Source organism: Yersinia sp. 1652 StPb PI, from assembly GCF_041538345.1.
In the GTDB taxonomy this organism is placed as follows: domain Bacteria; phylum Pseudomonadota; class Gammaproteobacteria; order Enterobacterales; family Enterobacteriaceae; genus Yersinia; species Yersinia enterocolitica_E.
The window spans coordinates 13542-29438 of sequence record NZ_JAULSM010000002.1 but is presented as its reverse complement, the minus strand read 5'-3'; the positions used below and the strand labels follow the sequence as shown (position 1 = coordinate 29438).

Genomic DNA, 15897 nt, shown 5'->3' with positions numbered 1-15897 from the left:
ATGCCTTATGACACAAAAATAGTGCACCGCGGCTGGGCGATGATGAGCACCGGCATTGCCTTGCTGATCTTGGTCATCGTAGTGATTTGGGCAACGTCCATTTACGGTGACTATATAAAGCAAAAGGAGTATCAGGTTACTGCCGTCCAGCTCTCGCGCTTCAAATCCGCACTTAAGGGTTACGTGGGCCGCCACTATGACAGGCTATTAGCCTCTGCTGGCACTCATCGGCCTGTTATGGTGACAACGACGATGCTAAAGAACACCGGTTTCTTACCAAGCGGTTTCAGTGATACCACCACGTCTGGGCAACGTTTTCAGGCGGCGATAGTACGCAATGCTATACAAACCGAACAATTGCAGGCCCTGATAGTGACACAAGGCGGCAGCCGTTTACCTTACAAAGCACTACGGCTCATCTCCGCAGATATTGAGGGATTGGGCGGATATGTGTGGAACAGTGCTAATGTTACCGGTGCGTTGGGGAGCTGGAGCGTACCGCTAAGCAGCTTTGGTCTCAGTACATCAACCGGGCATGTGGCTGCGCTGCTAACGACCGACGAACTGAGTGGTGCACGCAATGAAAGTGATCGACTTTATCGCTTTGCTGTTACGGGTAAACCCGATTTGAACCGTATGCATACCAGTATTGATATGGGAGGGAATAACCTGAATAACACCGGCAGGGTCAACGCCATTGCAGGGAGTTTTAGCGGCAATGTGAGTGCGGCGAAAGTCACGGCTGAAGGTGACATCCGCAGCCAACAAGGTTGGCTGATATCACGCGGCGGTAAGGGCTGGCTCAACGAGAGCTACGGTGGTGGGTTTTATATGTCGGACAATGACTGGGTTAGGTCGGTCAATAATAAAGGTATTGTTACCGGCGGTCAGGTTAAAGGTGGAAGTATACGGTCAGATGGGCGTCTCTCTGCCGGTGAAGTTTTACAATTGGATCAGATAAACAGCGCCGGCAGCTGGTGTAGCTCAAATGGCCTGATTAGCCGCGATGCTTCTGGGGCGTTGCTTTCTTGCCAATCAGGAGTGTGGGGAACCAGCGGTAAAGTTGAAATCATCAACGGCAATAACCCAGTTTGCCCAGCGAATAAAATCCCGCTGGCACGCTATTGGACACAAGCGGGTGGGAGCAATTACGGCAATTATTGCTCCCTTCAAACGGGTTGGGCTGGCGTGACCATGCCAAGTTGCGAGTCCTGCGTTAACTGGGAGAAATGCCATATGGTTTATTCGCAGACATGGTCTGCGACAGCATGTAGTTAACTGATATAGATGTAATTATAAGTTAGTTCTCAATTTAGGAACGGAACACCGCATTAGAGTCGGCACAACTTTCTCTAGTTGTTTACCGCAAGACATTCACCTTTTGTCGTTTGAAAATACCGCTCATTGTCTAACTTTGTTGGACATCTGGTGGTTTTTTTAAACACATCGTGTAGGTATAGGTAGCCATATGCACTATAATCGGTTTGGAAATTTAGCTGATTGTCTAATGGCATTAGACAATTGGAGGTAAAACTAAACCAGATGTCACTCGGAGGATGTATGGCTAAAGCTCTAGACTGGGTCATGGACAATACTATGCCCGGCCAAGTCATGCTGCAATCATGGCTGACACAACAAGGGGTAGATCGAAAAACCTCATGGCATTACCTCAATAAGGGCTGGTTTACTCGCCTTGATCATGGTGTTTACTATAGAACCGGAAAGACTCCTGATTGGGTAGATGCCGTGCAATGCTTGCAGAAACAATGGAATACCCCAGTTCATGTTGCAGGGCTGACTAGCCTTACACAGCAAGGTCAATCGCATTATCTCGAAATCACTAAACCTCAGATATGGCTTAGTATTCCTCAAAGAACCTATTTGCTGAGTTGGCTCAAAAGGATAGATAATGTTACATGGACGCAAATAATCAGTCGCCCGATGCCCAGTAATGCCGAGAATTACCTAATCAATTTAAATCTGGATGGACGAGCCATAGTCGCTAGCAGCCTTGAACTGGCCGCTTATGAAGTGGTTAGTCATATTCCCAAGCACATTACCATTTCCCATGCTGACGAGTTATTCCAAGGTTTAAACCGACTGAGTCCCAAAAAAATGAAGTCTCTGTTATCTGTAAGTACAAATGTAAAAACAAACCGTATTCTGCTGTATCTGGCTCACCGCAATGGACATCAGTGGGTTAAATTTATAGATGAAGCCGAGATAGAACTCGGCACCGGCGCTCGACAAGTTGTTGAGGGTGGAAAACTCGACCCACAGTACAAAATTACCGTGCCAAACGACTTTATGGATGAAAAATCATATGGCTAATCCAACAGAAAGCTACACAAAACAGGTCAGCTGTTAATTGACAGCCTCCCAATTGTTGCATCAGAAACCTGTTTTGCGCTGAAAGGCGGCACGGCCATTAATCTATTTATCAGGGATTTCCCTCGTTTGTCAGTCGATATTGATTTGGTCTATGTTCCTGTAAGCGATAGAGATACCGACCTTGCCAATATTTCTGCGGCGTTAAACCGAATAACGGATGCTCTCAATAAGCGAAGTGGAGTACAGGCCACGAAGCAAGAACACCGCAGTGACGAACTTCGGATCTTGGTTCGAACAGATGACACTATGATAAAGATTGAAGTCAGTCCCGTAAGCCGTGGTCTGATATCTCCCCCGCAAGAAATGGCCGTTGTTGATAGCGTAGAGTCTACATTTGGTTTTGCATCTACCAGTGTGGTATCACTGCCAGACTTGTATGGTGGAAAGATATGTGCTGCGCTAGACCGCCAACACCCACGTGATTTATTTGATGTGAGGTTACTACTAGACAGTGAGGGGATGACTAAAGAAGTATATTACGGGTTCCTGACCTACTTATTAGGCCATCCACGCCCGCTGTCTGAGCTACTAAGCCCAAATTGGCAATGGGAAAATATTGAGTCTTTATACCACTCTGAGTTTGAAGGCATGACAACAATCCCTGTAACGCTTGATGAACTTAAGCGAGTTCCCCACCAACTGCTTGACGCAATAAAAATGCATTTCAGCCAAAGAGACGCCGATTTTCTGATGTCATATAAGTCAGGTAATCCAGACTGGAGCTTATTTTATTACAACGTCAAAAAGTTACCGGCAATTTGCTGGAAGCAAATGAATCTCGACAAGCTCCACAAACAAAATCCTGAAAAGTGGAATGTTGCTCAAGAAAAGTTAGCAGTAACATTATCACGGCTGCTTAATATCGCTGATTAATGGAATTAAAAGAGCCTCACTGAGGTTCATATCGTGGTTATTCTTAGTTCACCAACTTTTAACAGGCGATGCCGCATTGACGTCGCTTTTTTCTGCTACTTTCACACCTCATCTATTACACGGTGTGATTATTCACCCCTTTCTTATTCACCTCTATAACCCGTTATTTTAAAAGAAAAAATGTTTGTCCTAAAGTGTAGCGGAGTGATTGCTCACACTGATCCTCATGACTATCATCGCCCGATGAAAACGCCCCCTACACCCCATGATGCACTTTTTAAAAATTTCGTCACCAAACCCCAAACAGCTTATGATCTTCTGGATATTCACTTGCCACCCGCCCTGCGGAAAATTTGTAACCTGAAAACACTGCGACTGGAATCGGGCAGCTTTATTGAAAATGACCTGCGTGCCTACTACTCTGACGTGCTCTACTCGCTAAAAATGCAGGGACAGGATGGCTATGTTTACGAGCTGATTGAGCATCAAAGTTCCCCTGACAAGCATATGGCTTTTCGCCTGATGCGCTACGCCATTGCCGCTATGCAGAGCCATCTTGACGCTGGACACGACAAACTGCAGCTAGTCATCCCCATTTTGTTCTATCATGGCATGGTCACACCGTACCCGTATCCCATGAGCTGGCTACAAGCATTCAGCGCACCGACACTTGCCGGACAACTGTATGGCGGCAAATTTCCGTTGATTGATGTGACCGTTATCCCCGATGACGAAATCATGACACACAAGTATATCGCCGTGCTGGAACTGTTGCAGAAACATATCCGGCGACGTGATCTGTCCAAACTACTGAAACCACTAGTTACCCTGGTATCGAAAGGCTACACTACCAAAGATCAGCTAATCTCTGTGATACATTACATACTACAAAATGGTGATACGCCTGAGCCGGAAAGGTTTATTCGCGATCTGGCCCACCACCTGCCACAACACAAGGAGGAACTTATGACGATTGCACAGAAACTGGAACAAAAAGGCGAAGCTAAAGGTGAGAAAAATGCCACTCTGAAAATTGCCCGTTCCTTACTCGCTAAAGGTGTTGATCGCACCACGGTAATGGAATCAACTGGCCTGAGCGATAAAGAGCTGGCACAAATTTGTCATTGATATACTAGCCAAATCCATACCTTTAACAGGCGATGTTACCTTAAACGTCGTCTGTTTGCGCTGTTGATTATCCTTTCTCTTTTTCTTCCTTACTACTTGTTGCCTCATCTATTGTTTAATAGCATCACCACGATAACGCCCTATTTTTACAGAAAAAATGTTTGTCCTAAAGTGAGGCTGGCTATGACCTCAAAGTTGTCTAGAGTGGACATAACTATTAATGACATTCTTGCTGAATAATCTCAGCCCGACTTCTTGGGCTGAGATAAATGATAAAGCTATCTATGAGAGTTATCAGTTAAATCATGTATTAGCTTCTGTAGCTGCTCAACTAATTTATCAGCCTGTTTTAGTTTTTCATAATCAGGATGTTGCAGATATGGCATCTGATGTGTGTGGTACATCTCAAGCACAGCCTCAGCAAAAACATCATCTACTATGTAAAAATAGCATTCAGGGACGTTCAGGATCACCGCAAATTTTTTTATTAAATCAAATGAAGGAGTATGAAACCCCTTTTCATACTGTGATACGCGAGAACGTGCTGTCGCTTCATCAATACCCGCCATAACCCCGAGTTTTTCTTGAGAAAGTTTAGCTGTTTTTCTTGCCGATTTTAGTCGCTCAGGATTCATATGGTTTTTCTAAACATTTTCAACATTGTTGACTTATACTAAACAATGCTGGACACTAAGGATGTTTAGTTTAATTGATCTTTTTTTGATTTGTTTAGTTATTTTTTTCTTGGCATCTAAACGAGTGATAGTCACGAGTAAAGACAACGCCCCGATGTGCTTGGAACACAACGAGGCGTCTAACCACAACATTAAAAGAGGTAATGCTATGGCTGATGCTAATAGTAACATATGTGCATATTCAAAGCTCTACACCTTCCTTAATGGCCGTTCTAATACGCTGTTGTCCGAGCTACGGCCCTTGTGTCTCATCTCAGTACTGGCTACCACTGAAAGTGAAGCCCGCGAGTTACTGGTTGGATCCCCGCTGGTATTTGTTTCATGTAAACCCTGGGGGAAACAACCATGCTGATTGATTCCGATATCCTTGATACCAACATGGCAGAAATAATAGCTAAACTGGGCTTTTCTGATATGAACACCGATGATTGCCTGCAACTGGCAGATCATTGCTGCGAAGCGAATGCGGGGTTATGTCAGTGCCTGAATTATTTGGGCGATTCTCTGGTCACTTTTGCCGATCACAACATACTGGAGTTTACCTCGACCAGCCTTGGTCAGTTGGGCCACAGCTTGATGACTATTAGTTCATTGATCCCCGCGCTGACTCAGTTAGAGCAACTGACTAGGGCAGATATTCAGAATATGGGCTCTCAGCCGACTGATATTTGTTTGTAATTTTTCACGGGCGATGTTGAGTTAAACATCGCCATTTTCCTTCCATTTTTGCAGCTTACATCTTTCTGAATCGCTGGAAAGGTAAAGTGCTATGTCCCCCGCAACCTCGCAACCTCGCAGCATCAAAAGCCAGCTGCTGATCCTGTCGGTTTGAATCGCTCCCCACGCTTTATGCCTCAAAAAGCTCAATTACTGAAACGCCTTCCTTATACTGTTGTAGCACTGGTTTTAGTCATAGGTTTGGGTTCTACCTACGCGAATCTATCAAGTAATGTCGCGTATTACAGTTCAGCACTTAAAACGTTACAGGAAAAATCAGCATAGCTTCAGTCCAGACAAAATCCCTGGCAGTGGGGGCCAAGTGATGTTAAATGACAAAAGTATCTGCAATTATAGCAAGGTAAGCGTGGCGTACAGTCATCGGGACTGGATCCTCTGACTATGCTTGGTGTGGAAAGTGAAACGCCAGCAGAACGCCGTCGTTTGGCTGAACTTTGGGTGAAAGAAGCATATCAGCGGACAGAGAAAGAACTGGCATTTCAACGTGAGGTTAACGCCGCCTGGAATTGCCTCTATTTGGGTGTATTGTCCGTAAATATGGGGAGTACGGCCGGAATCGTACCAGATGGCCGTGGTCGGCTGGCGCTGTTTGTCTGTGATAACTGCGCTCGTTGTGACCCCGGAAGATAAAGACATGGCCAGACAGGGGGTCATCTTTGAGCGTTGTCTGCACTTTGGTCGCCAGGCCATTGAAGCCGTTTAGCATATCAGTGATACCGACCACTATCCGGATTTTTGTGCCAACGGGCAGGCTCATCATGAGGCACCTACCGTCATCATTTCCCGCAGCAGCAGGCTCAGTATTTCAGTTGAGAGGTTATGCAGTGTGATATCGCCATGACGAAGCCGGGCGTGACAGACGGTATCCACTGGTTCGACAGTTGGGATAACTGGCGGTGAGGCTATCTGAACGGGTAAAAGCGTGGGGGAGGCGTTTTGGCGGTATTTGCTTCGCGGTCGGGATACCTGACTTTCACTCTGCCAGAGGCGTATCCATTTAAAGAGCAGATTGTCATTAATGCCGTATTCACGGGCAAGCGCAGCAACGCTGCGGCCCTTTTCGCTCGCCGCCAGAGCCATTTTGACCAGTTTAAGTTTCAATTCGGGGGAATAATGCTGACGGGAACGTCGTTCTTTAGTACTCATGGAGGTGTCCACCTGCAAGAATAAGTGAACACTTAAACTACAGAGCCTGACGAGTTAAACCAGACAGTGCTGAGTTGACGCTTACTCTTATGTTGCAGCTTAATCGGTATAAACATCACCCGCAATTCGTTATTTTAATGGAAAAAATGTTTGTCCTAAAGTAGATATAAATCATTACTCACGATGAAACTTGTGCCTACTGTTTGGATGAAATCTGCTAGTGTGTCGTTTACTAGACAATCAGATTTATTGAAGATGGATTCTTGATTTTTTGTATCCCAAGAGCTACATTTATCGTCTAAAATTGAGTTTTTGTATCTCTGGAGCTACAAATGACGACTCTCTATGATGTTGCTGATATGCTCAAATCAGTACGCAATGAAGCAAAATTATCACAAGCTGAGTTAGCGAAAAGAGCTGGCGTCTCACGCACTACCTTAGCGCGTATGGAAACACTGGCAAAAGGTGATATGAGTGTCAGCATTCTTGTCAGGTTATTCGAAGCTGCTGGCTATGACCTTAAAGTAGTCAAGAGTGGGCATATCCGGACTCTTGACGACATTCTTGTTGAACAGCGTCAGGACGAAAATTCATGAAGTTAGATGTCCAAGTTAGTGGCAAAAATGTTGCCAAGCTATTTCGCGAAAGGGATGAGTACCTTTTGAAATACTTACCGGGAATATCTGAAAATAATTTTATCAGTCTAACAATGCCTGTTCGTGACTTAGCATGGCGTTGGCCGAGGGATCTTCATCCTTTCTTTCGACAAAACTTACCAGAAGGTTATTTACTGGGGGTTATTCGAGAGGAATTTGGTCCTTTATTAGACGGTACAGACCTTTCTTTATTGGCTGTCATTGGCGGTACGGGAATAGGGCGCGTTACGGTGACCCCTGAAGGCGTAGAACCAGGTTTTGAATTAGATCCTTTGCAAATTGAAGAGCTTCTCAAAGGCAATAATACTGCGGCTCATTTTGCTTCTCTAGTTCGGCGATATGCACGTGCAGCAGTGTCTGGTGTCGTCCCCAAGTTTCTATCCCCAGATCGAGCAGACGTAGCCCCTTTGGGTAAACCTACTCTTCGGACGAGTAAGCATATTATTAAAGGCTCTGATGAAAATACCCCATTCTTGGGATTTAATGAGTTTTATACGATGAGAGTGCTTGAACGGCTAAAAGTAACCCCTGTTGCTACAAGTACAATGTCAGATGATGGTCGCATATTAGTGGTTGAGCGATTCGATGTAGATGCAGAAGGACACCTCATTTTCGGTCTTGAAGATGCTTGTAGCTTACTGGGGATGCCACCCCATGAGAAATATGCCACGACAATGGAAAAGGTTCTTAATGCTACTCGGGTATATATCCCTAAATCTGGTGTACGTCAGCAAATGGAAGCGTTGGGCTGGTTGATTTTAACCAATTTTGTTATACGTAATGCTGACTGTCATGCCAAAAATATTGCGCTGCTTTATACCTCGGCGGCTGACGTTGCTTATACTCCCGCTTATGATCTGGTTACCACTCAAGCCTATCCGCGTTTTGGGCATAATCCTCCTGCACTCTCCATCGAAGGGCGGCAGACATGGGCTGTGGGTAAGTCATTAGAGCGTTTCTTTAATCATCGGCTGGGTATTCCTCCTCGTCGTTATGCAGAGATGGTGGAAATACTCTGCGAATCAGCGGTTGAAGTGGGTCGTGAGATGATCGAAGCGGCTAAAAACGAACCTTTATGGCGTGAAATCACCAAGCAAATGTTCCACGCGTGGAATGAGGGTATGTCTTCACTACGAAGCCCCAAAGCAACGGTGGAGTTTAGATCTATGGTTCCACTCATTGAGGTCGCAGGATTTTCTGATGCTCATCCACCAGAAAACGAAAAAGAAAGTTTCGGACGTTCAGAGTTATTGGCCCGAAGAGCAAAAAGTAAAAAGTAGGGTAATGCTTAATACGGTACTTGCCCCGCCAATTCGGTTCTATATGCGCATCTCTGTCATTACCTTGTAATTGATGATCCTTATATATAACAGGCAAGAGTAACTTATCGTTAATAAGGAGAGTCATAATCATTTTAAGTTTATTCATATCCTTATGCCGCTTCTGAGCCTTTTTCACCTCCTTTTTTAATTGACCTGAATATTCAATTTCCCTTTGTTTAGTCATGGTCTACCAGATACCTAATTTATTAAACAGATCATCGGCATCTTATGTTTCATGTACATCGATATCTTTTTCTCTATTAGCAATAATACTAGCGGTAAGTTAGTTAGGAATACGCATATATAACAGCATATCTTTTTCTCAGACTACCTTGATTAAGGTTAACCGTACCAGATCTGATACGGTTCTAGCAATACAGAATTTAAGGAAATCTCTGTAAAAAAGGAGAATTTATCAATAATCAGGGTGGCGCATTTTTATACCATAACCCCCCCGAACCATTGGTCTACTTTTGTACAATATTTAACACCGGAGACATGGTCAGATAATAATATAAAAAGTGTATTACCTGACAACGTCTTAAATCAAAAGAACCCTGTTTCCGCAACTCGTCAATATACATATTGGTAGCATGGCAGTAATTAATTCTTCCAGATGGATAGTATTAATAACTAGATCAGTAGTAAAAGCTATTTAAATAACGCAATAGTAGTTATTCACTCTGTAATGCTCTTATTTTATGCCTTAAAAGGAATAAAAACCTATATTTATAACTTATCAAGGCGTATGTTGCTGTTTTTTCTGTGGGTATACTATGATGTGACGGTGATTTGGGGTGCAAAGTATGAGTTTTCAACAAGTAACTTATATGTACTTCAGTGTGTAATTAAAAGCTTGTGCGCTTTAGGCGATGATTAGAATTCAATCACTTTCAATTCTATGTTTAAGTAATATGTGGAGTAATTTAATTTGAGTTTTGTAGATGAAGTAAGAAAAATTTCTTCCGAGTGTAATTGTAGTTATAAACCATTTACACAGAGTGATTTTTTTAAAGATGATCCTCGGCTAGGTTTAGGAGCGTGTACTGGTATATCGCTAAGTTGGATTGAAGCTAAAGTTAAGAGAAGATTTTTTTGGATGATAATGTTTTAGATAAAGATTTAATAATAAAACGTCAGAATACTTGTTATGCTGTGCGATCACACATAGATGGTTTTATATTTAAGGAGTCTCTGGATAAAGATGGAGAAAGAAAATCGCATTCTTTCAGAGTATGCTCCGAAGGTTTTGATATATCTAGAATGTTATCGTGGGCAACACCATTCTTAAAGCAGAGGTATTTTCTCGTAACTACGGACTTTCATTGTATGGCTATGTGCAATACAAAATTTGGGGACTGTATTTTTTTGATCCTAATTGTGGTGAGATTTCAGGAAGTGTTAATAACATGCGCAATTTCTTAGTTAAATTCTTTGGGATATATAAAGTTAGGGATGCCTGTTGGAGATCTACTATTTATGATCTTCAGGTTATTAAATTTAAGTGAGGGTGCTCTAATCGAATGAACGCTATCGCTGGAAGTTGTTCCAGTTGCTAAAGCGGGAGCGCTATCAAGGAGTGGATCTATAAAACCGTGGCCAGTTTTGCTTGGCCGCTACAAACCATAACCAGATATGGTACGGGGATGTAACATTCAAAACTACACGACAAACTATTTTGCGCGTTTAAGTGTGCGGTGTTGAAAGCACAGCCATAATAACTTGCACATTAATTATATATTGTTTAACTATTTGAATTGGAGTTCCTATGTTTGGAAGTATTGGCAAAAGACTAAATTGCTTTAAGCCTGTAAACAACAGTTATGATCGTGACGCCTTGATCAGAAAAATTCGAGAAGAAATATCCCCCTATATATCTAAAGTAACTATTTGTGATCGCCCAATTACGAACAATTGCGGATTAACACAATACAATTATGATGAAAATCGTGAAAGTATCCGGCATCGTAGGATTTCAGTTGCAAAACGATTTGGTCTGTCGTTATCGGATGCCCCATTCGATAGAGGATTCGTAGTTGTGTTAGCCAAAGAGGTCGAAGAAACTCCTCAGATGCCTGGACAATGCGCAGAAATGGCATCAATCGCAGCAGTAAAATTAAAAGACATAGCAGCCAAAACAGGATTGTCAGTATATACGCTTCAATTGCCAGATTGTAATCACACGATAACACTAGTATCTGAGGCATCATATATGGGAGGTGAATGGGTCAATTGGGCAAAAGAGTTCCGTTCAAATTCAATTATTGTCGATCTTTGGCAGGGAGCACTATCACCGAAAAATCCTGATACTCTTATTTCTTTTGCAAAGAGAAATATATATACAAGAAGTAATCCAAGGGCGCTAGTTCAATGCAAAGTTTATGATGGATACTTTTTACGCTAATTAGATTAACTTTATATTACTTTAAAAGTTTGGCACTGTTGTAAATAGAAAACCAACACCTCATTTACACAAGATATAGTGTTTATTGTTTTATGCCCAACACATCATATTGTGTCGATTGGAGTCAGTTTTTGAAATTTTTCGCTATTTACAATAATGCCACTTTTTACATAAAAACATTAACACAGAAGATTTAAATATATGTGAGATGTTTTTTTTAAAATAGCTTCCATGTGAGATATTACATGGATTTTATTTGTGTGATTCATAAACATCATTTCAATTTTCTCAGCTCAAGCTTGTCATTGGGGTTTGGGGAGCAACGGAACCGTAAACGCCGTTAAGAGGCCAGTTTAATTGGCCTCGAAATTAACCAGACAAATTAAATTACATTATAAATTGGCTATGCCTGGCTATTTAAACGGCGATAAGTTCCTTTTGGACAGATAAGCATATTGGGAACACGTATCTCAGGCCTAAACATGTTATTAATTATGTTAGCTAATTCAACATCATTGTGTGTATTCAATATTATTTCCCTGTCTTCAATGCTGCATTATAAAATGTACCGCAGAAAACCAAAGAAGAAAAAAATTTTTATTAAATTTTTTTCTTCTTTGGTTTTATTATCATTGTAAGTTAGTGATGAAACAATGTTTTAGTCGCTTCATTATTCAGGTTTGGAATGGATTTAAACTCAAGTTTTTCTTTCCATATCTTCCCTGAACTTGTCATCTCATTGTTTTTTATTCGTTAATTTTCTGAAATAATTTAAGATCAACTTTGATGCTTTATCCTCATTCATTAAAAATAATCCTTTCAAAGATTGATGACGGTAACTTATTTAAGTTTATAACATGTTTTTTGATAAAATAGTAAACGTCTTAAGTGATTATTTAAAATAATAAATTATCAATCGTCATTGAACGCTCTTAACTCCCCCCTGCTGACAGACTCTGATACCGTGAAGGAATAACGCCCCTGCATGTTTATATGCCTACATAACTGGGGGAGAAAGTTTGGCCGCATCTTCTTCCAAGGCCCGGATAACCTTCTTGGCACAGTTGCTGTAACGCGGCATCCATGTAGATTGTATTCCGCAGCATGATCATATTCAGTACTAAAATCCCAAAATGGACGGTGCCTAGCTGTTGACTAGCATGACCCCGGTTGCTGGTGGTGACGATAAAGTGGGAATAAAATGATAATTCAGCAAATGTGCATTTTCCCCAACTAAAATGGCATGTTAATTTATACCTAAATGGGTATAAATTAACGCATGGATTAGCGGATGAAGCCACTTTAATTCGGCCGGTAGCAGTAAGAAGGATCTCCAATTCCTACCTGAAGATGTACAGGATATTTTCGGCTATGGCCTGCATTTGGCGCAGATGGACAGTAAACATTCCCAAGCTAAGCCATTGAAAGGATTTGGTGGTGCGGGTGTACTGGAAGTTGTTGAGGATTACATCGGTGATACCTACCGAGCGGTTTACACCGTTAAATTTGGTCTACATGTATTCCAGAAAAACTCCTCATCAGGGTTCGCCACGCCAAAGCTAGGTGTGGATAAGATCCGTGAGCGGCTGAAAGCCGCAGAGAGTCATGCTAAAGGAGCATAATATGAGTCATGATATCGAAATCAGCAGCGGTAATGTTTATGCCGATCTTGGCAAAGATAATGCTGAAGAAACGCAGGTGAAAGCGCAACTTGCCACCACTATTGGTAACATTATTAAAAGTCGTCGGTTAACACAAGAACAGGCCGCGAAGCTACTCGGGATGACTCAACCAAAGTTATCTAATATGCTGCGCGGGCAGTTCCGAGGGATAAGCGAGGCCAAGATGTTGGAATGCCTGACCCGCTTGGGGCGCGATGTGCAAATTGTCGTCGGGAAACCACGCCGCACACCCGGTAGCCTGAAAGTGGTGTTTGCCTGATAGCCTCAGCCCGATTTCTTGGGCTGCGGTAAATTATAAGGCTTTTTATGATCCGAAAAATAGGCATTATTACGTGCCACAAGATCGATTAATTTGGCTTGATTTAGAAAGGTATTTTGCCAACCAGCTGAGCTGTGGGTGAAACAATAATATCAACGAACCAAGAAAGAACTGGTTTTTCAACGTGAGGTAATGCTTTCTGGAATCACCTCTTTCCGAGTGTGTTATCAGTTAAAATACCTAAGTTGAATTAATAAAAAACTCACAATTTATATATCAATGCGTCCTCTTAAATTTCATTTTTTTGCTTACACATATGCCATGTAGTATTGCTCTATAGCTGGGTGTTGTGTATACTTTAATCATAATTTATATATAGAGGAGGCTCAACATGTCACAGGGCACCATTTTTACAAACAATCGTACTCAAAATGTACGTTTACCGGTTGATATGCGCTTTCCTGAGAATGTTAAATCAGTAACTGTCAGAGCTGTAGGGAATGACCGTATCCTGTCACCCGTTGAAAACTCTTGGGATAGTTTTTTCTTCAGTAGTCCGTGTGTTTCAGACGATTTCCTGACAGAACGCGCAGAACAGCATCAATCAGAGCGTGAGTTATTTTAATGCATAAGTACATGCTCGATACGAATATCGTTATATATGTCATTAAACGCCGACCTATAGAAGTGTTAGGTCGGTTTAACGCTAATGCGGGCAGAATGGTTATTTCTTCCATCACTCTTGCTGAGTTGTTGCATGGCGTAGAGAAAAGCGCGGCACCTGAACGCAACTTAAGCGTTGTAGATGACTTTGTTTCACGTCTTACTGTACTGGATTATGACGATAAAGCCGCAATTCACTATGGTTCTATACGTGCGAATCTGGAGCAAAAAGGCACACCCATCGGTGTTAATGATCTGCATATCGCAGGTCATGCCAGAAGCGCCGGATTGATATTAGTGACCAATAATCGCAAAGAATTTGATCGTGTACCTGGACTGATTGTCGACAACTGGCTAGGAGAATAATTCGAATTAGAAGGATTGTGGTTACCATCAGCCACAAAAATAGTACGTCGAAATTATTGATGGTAATGACCGCTGTAATTGCAATGCCCTGAAAGTGCGGGAACACCGTCAGGGCATCTAACCACAACATTAAACGAGGTAATGCTATGGCTGATGCTAATAGTAACATACGTGCATATTCAAAGCTCTACACCTTCCTTAATGGCCGTTCTAACACGCTGTTGTCCGAGCTACGGCCCTTGCGTCTCATCTCAGTACTGGCTACCACTGAAAGTGAAGCCCGCGAGTTACTGGTTGGATCCCCGCTGGTATTTGTTTCATGTAAACCCTGGGGGAAAAAACCATGCTGATTGATTCCGATATCCTTGATACCAACATGGCAAAAATAATAGCTAAACTGGGCTTTTCTGATATGAACACCGATGATTGCCTGCAACTGGCCGATCATTGCGTCGAAGCGAATGCGGGGTTATGTCAGTGCCTGAATTATTTGGGCGATTCTCTGGTCACTTTTGCCGATCACAACATACTGGAATTTACCTCGACCAGCCTTGGTCAGTTGGGCCACAGCTTGATGACTATCAGCTCATTGATCCCCGCGCTGACTCAGTTAGAGCAACTGATCAGGACTGATATTCAAAATATGGGCTCTCAGCCGACTGATATTTGTTTGTAATTTTTCACGGGCGATGTTGAGTTAAACATCGCCATTTTCCTTCCATTTTTGCAGCTTACATCTTTCTGAATCGCTGGAAAGGTAAAGTGCTATGTCCCCCGCAACCTCGCCGCATAAAAAGCCAGTTACTAATCCTGTTCACTCTGGTGATACCGGTTCTAACCGGCCTCTACGCTTTACACCCCAGCTAAAACACCTCGTCTATACCGTGGTAGCGCTGGGTATGGTTACGTCTGGCGTACTCAATTTGGTGCTGTATTCGCAACTCAATAATATGACCATTCGCCTTGAATCCCTTGAAGCTGTTTTTCGTCGTAGCCCATTAAGCCAGCTTGCTTCATCAGTTGCCTCGCTTAAAAAACACGTAACCGAGCAAGAGCAACGATTTGCCCTCAAGCAAGACGTAATAGCGGACATAAAAACGCTGAGTGAACAGGTTTTAGAGCAGGACAGGAAAGTCGATCAACTGGCAACCGAACTTGGCGAAGAGAAGAAAGCTTTATTAAGCCAGTTGGATAGCACGCAAGCGCATCAACTGGAACTTTCAGGGATTAAAACCAGTGTGGAAACGTTGCAAGTTAAAATGGAAAAATGGCTATCTGCACAAAAAAAGAAGCCCCTCGGGCAGAAAAAGTCCAAATCTATTTCACCGCAAAATCCTCAGAAATCAACCAGAACGTTGCCGCTGGCTGCACCCTTTATCCTGACCGGCATTGAGCGGCGAGGTGGGCTAACTTATGCGGTGATTGCTCCCCACGGGACAACCTCATTATCCCAGATGCAGCTGTTGGCTCCCGGTAACTCTGTGGGGGGATGGACGCTGCGTAGTGCGCAAGGCAACGAAGCTCTGTTTGTGGTCAATGGCATAACGCAACGATTAATCGCTCAGTAGAGGCTC

Annotated in this window: 16 protein-coding genes and 5 pseudogenes; 16 read left to right on the top strand and 5 right to left on the bottom strand. The window is 42.8% G+C overall.

Annotated elements, in window-relative coordinates:
• The 4 genes from pilV (at nucleotide 1) to Q2T71_RS16730 (ending at nucleotide 4392) form a co-directional block, all read left to right on the top strand.
• On the top strand, nucleotides 1-1278 hold the full coding sequence (pilV, locus tag Q2T71_RS16745) for a shufflon system plasmid conjugative transfer pilus tip adhesin PilV (RefSeq protein WP_145512688.1): 1278 nt from the start codon (nucleotides 1-3) through the stop codon (nucleotides 1276-1278).
• 282 nt (nucleotides 1279-1560) lie between these two features.
• Nucleotides 1561-2331, top strand: a complete 771-nt coding sequence (locus Q2T71_RS16740; RefSeq protein WP_075339292.1) for a type IV toxin-antitoxin system AbiEi family antitoxin domain-containing protein — start codon at nucleotides 1561-1563, stop codon at nucleotides 2329-2331.
• Nucleotides 2332-2361: 30 nt separating this feature from the next.
• On the top strand, nucleotides 2362-3264 hold the full coding sequence (locus Q2T71_RS16735) for a nucleotidyl transferase AbiEii/AbiGii toxin family protein (protein ID WP_145512689.1): 903 nt from the start codon (nucleotides 2362-2364) through the stop codon (nucleotides 3262-3264).
• A gap of 243 nt (nucleotides 3265-3507) precedes the next feature.
• Nucleotides 3508-4392: an Rpn family recombination-promoting nuclease/putative transposase gene (locus Q2T71_RS16730; protein WP_372560661.1), complete on the top strand. Its 885-nt coding sequence runs from the start codon at nucleotides 3508-3510 to the stop codon at nucleotides 4390-4392.
• A gap of 386 nt (nucleotides 4393-4778) precedes the next feature.
• Here Q2T71_RS16730 and Q2T71_RS16725 read toward each other — a convergent pair.
• Nucleotides 4779-5027, bottom strand: a pseudogene (locus Q2T71_RS16725) (helix-turn-helix domain-containing protein); the annotation flags it as partial.
• A 405-nt stretch (nucleotides 5028-5432) separates the two neighbouring features.
• Between Q2T71_RS16725 and Q2T71_RS16720 the strand changes: the two are divergent.
• Entirely contained in the window at nucleotides 5433-5765 is a 333-nt protein-coding gene (locus Q2T71_RS16720) for a hypothetical protein (protein WP_219646962.1), read from the top strand.
• Nucleotides 5766-6206: 441 nt separating this feature from the next.
• Nucleotides 6207-6455 carry a hypothetical protein gene (locus Q2T71_RS16715; protein ID WP_246108422.1) on the top strand — a complete coding sequence of 83 codons (249 nt, stop codon included), beginning with the start codon at nucleotides 6207-6209 and terminating at the stop codon, nucleotides 6453-6455.
• Here Q2T71_RS16715 and tnpB read toward each other — a convergent pair.
• Together tnpB and Q2T71_RS16705 are read right to left on the bottom strand one after the other, a co-directional pair.
• Nucleotides 6442-6585 (bottom strand): annotated as a pseudogene (tnpB, locus tag Q2T71_RS16710) (IS66 family insertion sequence element accessory protein TnpB); the annotation flags it as partial. The gene Q2T71_RS16715 and the pseudogene tnpB overlap by 14 nt on opposite strands.
• Complete coding sequence (locus Q2T71_RS16705; protein ID WP_145512653.1) at nucleotides 6582-6971, bottom strand: transposase; 390 nt, start codon at nucleotides 6969-6971, stop codon at nucleotides 6582-6584. The gene Q2T71_RS16705 and the pseudogene tnpB, both read right to left, overlap by 4 nt.
• Nucleotides 6972-7303: 332 nt before the next feature.
• Between Q2T71_RS16705 and Q2T71_RS16700 the strand changes: the two genes are divergently transcribed.
• Nucleotides 7304-7567, top strand: a complete 264-nt coding sequence (locus tag Q2T71_RS16700) for a helix-turn-helix transcriptional regulator (RefSeq protein ID WP_145512652.1) — start codon at nucleotides 7304-7306, stop codon at nucleotides 7565-7567.
• Entirely contained in the window at nucleotides 7564-8907 is a 1344-nt protein-coding gene (locus Q2T71_RS16695) for a type II toxin-antitoxin system HipA family toxin (RefSeq protein ID WP_145512651.1), read from the top strand. The genes Q2T71_RS16700 and Q2T71_RS16695 overlap by 4 nt, the downstream gene beginning before the upstream one ends.
• Nucleotides 8908-8917: 10 nt before the next feature.
• On the opposite strand, the pseudogene Q2T71_RS16690 reads toward Q2T71_RS16695, so the two are convergent.
• Nucleotides 8918-9133: pseudogene (locus Q2T71_RS16690) on the bottom strand (type II toxin-antitoxin system mRNA interferase toxin, RelE/StbE family); the annotation flags it as partial.
• A gap of 1584 nt (nucleotides 9134-10717) precedes the next feature.
• Here Q2T71_RS16690 and Q2T71_RS16685 point away from each other — a divergent pair.
• A complete protein-coding gene (locus Q2T71_RS16685) occupies nucleotides 10718-11353 on the top strand; it encodes a hypothetical protein (protein WP_372559948.1) in 636 nt (211 codons plus the stop codon).
• A 912-nt stretch (nucleotides 11354-12265) separates the two neighbouring features.
• Here Q2T71_RS16685 and Q2T71_RS16680 read toward each other — a convergent pair.
• Nucleotides 12266-12477: pseudogene (locus Q2T71_RS16680) on the bottom strand (Tn3 family transposase); the annotation flags it as partial.
• Between the two features lie 189 nt (nucleotides 12478-12666).
• Here Q2T71_RS16680 and Q2T71_RS16675 point away from each other — a divergent pair.
• From Q2T71_RS16675 to Q2T71_RS16645, 7 genes and pseudogenes are all read left to right on the top strand, one after another.
• Nucleotides 12667-12975 (top strand): annotated as a pseudogene (locus Q2T71_RS16675) (type II toxin-antitoxin system RelE/ParE family toxin); the annotation flags it as partial.
• A 1-nt stretch (nucleotide 12976) separates the two neighbouring features.
• On the top strand, nucleotides 12977-13294 hold the full coding sequence (locus Q2T71_RS16670) for a helix-turn-helix domain-containing protein (protein ID WP_145512695.1): 318 nt from the start codon (nucleotides 12977-12979) through the stop codon (nucleotides 13292-13294).
• A 391-nt stretch (nucleotides 13295-13685) separates the two neighbouring features.
• Nucleotides 13686-13919 (top strand): type II toxin-antitoxin system VapB family antitoxin, encoded by a 234-nt coding sequence (gene vapB / locus Q2T71_RS16665; protein ID WP_145512694.1) that lies wholly within the window; start codon nucleotides 13686-13688, stop codon nucleotides 13917-13919.
• A complete protein-coding gene (vapC, locus tag Q2T71_RS16660; RefSeq protein ID WP_145512693.1) occupies nucleotides 13919-14323 on the top strand; it encodes a tRNA(fMet)-specific endonuclease VapC in 405 nt (134 codons plus the stop codon). The genes vapB and vapC overlap by 1 nt, the downstream gene beginning before the upstream one ends.
• 146 nt (nucleotides 14324-14469) lie before the next feature.
• Nucleotides 14470-14673, top strand: a complete 204-nt coding sequence (locus Q2T71_RS16655) for a hypothetical protein (RefSeq protein WP_151432245.1) — start codon at nucleotides 14470-14472, stop codon at nucleotides 14671-14673.
• On the top strand, nucleotides 14667-14999 hold the full coding sequence (locus Q2T71_RS16650; protein WP_186378540.1) for a hypothetical protein: 333 nt from the start codon (nucleotides 14667-14669) through the stop codon (nucleotides 14997-14999). The genes Q2T71_RS16655 and Q2T71_RS16650 overlap by 7 nt, the downstream gene beginning before the upstream one ends.
• A gap of 91 nt (nucleotides 15000-15090) precedes the next feature.
• Entirely contained in the window at nucleotides 15091-15891 is an 801-nt protein-coding gene (locus Q2T71_RS16645; protein ID WP_145512359.1) for a hypothetical protein, read from the top strand.
• The last annotated feature ends 6 nt before the right edge of the window (nucleotides 15892-15897 follow it).

Bases quoted from the DNA above. Each gene is read 5' to 3' on its own strand.
- pilV (WP_145512688.1), top strand. From the start codon at position 1: ATGCCTTATGACACAAAAATAGTGCACCGCGGCTGGGCGATGATGAGC.
- Q2T71_RS16740 (WP_075339292.1), top strand. From the start codon at position 1,561: ATGGCTAAAGCTCTAGACTGGGTCATGGACAATACTATGCCCGGCCAA.
- Q2T71_RS16730 (WP_372560661.1), top strand. From the start codon at position 3,508: ATGAAAACGCCCCCTACACCCCATGATGCACTTTTTAAAAATTTCGTC.
- Q2T71_RS16720 (WP_219646962.1), top strand. From the start codon at position 5,433: ATGCTGATTGATTCCGATATCCTTGATACCAACATGGCAGAAATAATA.
- Q2T71_RS16715 (WP_246108422.1), top strand. From the start codon at position 6,207: ATGCTTGGTGTGGAAAGTGAAACGCCAGCAGAACGCCGTCGTTTGGCT.
- Q2T71_RS16705 (WP_145512653.1), bottom strand. From the start codon at position 6,971: ATGAGTACTAAAGAACGACGTTCCCGTCAGCATTATTCCCCCGAATTG.
- Q2T71_RS16700 (WP_145512652.1), top strand. From the start codon at position 7,304: ATGACGACTCTCTATGATGTTGCTGATATGCTCAAATCAGTACGCAAT.
- Q2T71_RS16695 (WP_145512651.1), top strand. From the start codon at position 7,564: ATGAAGTTAGATGTCCAAGTTAGTGGCAAAAATGTTGCCAAGCTATTT.
- Q2T71_RS16685 (WP_372559948.1), top strand. From the start codon at position 10,718: ATGTTTGGAAGTATTGGCAAAAGACTAAATTGCTTTAAGCCTGTAAAC.
- Q2T71_RS16670 (WP_145512695.1), top strand. From the start codon at position 12,977: ATGAGTCATGATATCGAAATCAGCAGCGGTAATGTTTATGCCGATCTT.
- vapB (WP_145512694.1), top strand. From the start codon at position 13,686: ATGTCACAGGGCACCATTTTTACAAACAATCGTACTCAAAATGTACGT.
- vapC (WP_145512693.1), top strand. From the start codon at position 13,919: ATGCATAAGTACATGCTCGATACGAATATCGTTATATATGTCATTAAA.
- Q2T71_RS16655 (WP_151432245.1), top strand. From the start codon at position 14,470: ATGGCTGATGCTAATAGTAACATACGTGCATATTCAAAGCTCTACACC.
- Q2T71_RS16650 (WP_186378540.1), top strand. From the start codon at position 14,667: ATGCTGATTGATTCCGATATCCTTGATACCAACATGGCAAAAATAATA.
- Q2T71_RS16645 (WP_145512359.1), top strand. From the start codon at position 15,091: ATGTCCCCCGCAACCTCGCCGCATAAAAAGCCAGTTACTAATCCTGTT.